Origin of the sequence: Vibrio sp. Vb1026 (assembly GCF_033338745.1) — a bacterium.
Taxonomy (GTDB): Bacteria; Pseudomonadota; Gammaproteobacteria; order Enterobacterales; family Vibrionaceae; genus Vibrio; species Vibrio alginolyticus.
On the sequence record NZ_JAWOTH010000148.1, the window covers coordinates 1 to 1,171 of the forward strand.

Sequence of the window (1,171 nt, forward strand, 5' to 3'; positions counted from 1 at the left end):
GCGTTCCTCGCCGGTTATGATTCAGGTGAGCTCAATCCGGATTATACGGAGTTATCCGATGCACAATGGTTCGGTGTGAAAGAAATGCCACCAGTGGCACCAACAGGCACTATTGCAAGGGCGCTAATTGAGCAGACCGTTAGTGATATTCTTTCAGACTGAGATGCTGATCGTAAAGGAAGTAAAGGTTAAAAATTAATCATTTTTGAGACATCACTGTTGCTAGACTAGCTTGGTATGACGTTCTGTATTGATGGGTTTATAAATAATGGAGTATACCGAATGAAGTTGAAATCAGCGTTATGGCTAGGATTAGTATCGTGCACAATGGTAAGCATGTCGGCAAATGCAAGTATCGAAGTAAAAGCGAAGCGCATGTTGACAGAAAATACCATGACAGAAAATGTAACCAAGGTGCAGCAGGCTTGTGGTAATGAAGTACTAGAAACCAATATCGATTGGGCTCAGTGGGATAATTATGATTTTTCTGAAGCTCGACTTGATAAAGTAAAAACCACAGGTTGGTTAGGTGGCCTTATTAACTACATCTATGATGATATGGTGAAGTTGTGCACGACAACTGAGCACGCAGCTTTGTATAAAGAAGAGTTTCAAAAAGTTCAAAAAATCCAATTCGTAGGTCAAGATTCAGTGAATGCGAAAAAAGCAGGTTTCGCGTTAGATGAAGGTGGTAGCGTACTCAAAGTTGCCCTGAATCCAAATGCGGCTTACGACTCTTCAACGTTGAAGTACCTTAAGCAGGCATGGAACTAAAACGATGAAGAAAACGTTATTGTCGTTATTCATGGTGTCCGTCAGCTTTGCCGTGGTCGGTGAAGAAGCTCGTTACACCATGGACGACTTAAAGGCATTGAACGGCTCTAAAAATTGGAATGAGCTATTAGAGCATGCGGAAGATATTCGTCCATCTCAACGTAATAGCGAGTGGGAAAGCCTAGTTCAAAATGCGGCGTTGGGAGCGTTTGAACACTATGTTGCATCTGGAGCAAAAGATGATGCGATTGGTCTGGGTCAGCAGTTAATCCTATCTTACCCGTTTCTTTCTCAATCTAAGAGTTTTACTCAGCAGTTCTCGAAAGAGCTGGTGCCTGCAGCACAACCATGTATTCAATATGCGATAGAGGGATGTGTGGAAAATTATGGTCAGCTT

1 protein-coding gene and 2 pseudogenes are annotated in these 1,171 nt (G+C 42.4%); all 3 read left to right on the plus strand.

The window, feature by feature from the left end; all coding sequences use genetic code 11:
- Positions 1-162, plus strand: a pseudogene (locus R7E47_RS24865) (NAD(+) diphosphatase); the annotation flags it as partial.
- Positions 163-282: 120 nt separating this feature from the next.
- Positions 283-774 (plus strand): hypothetical protein, encoded by a 492-nt coding sequence (locus tag R7E47_RS24870; protein ID WP_015297455.1) that lies wholly within the window; start codon positions 283-285, stop codon positions 772-774.
- Between the two features lie 4 nt (positions 775-778).
- Positions 779-1,171: pseudogene (locus R7E47_RS24875) on the plus strand (hypothetical protein); the annotation flags it as partial.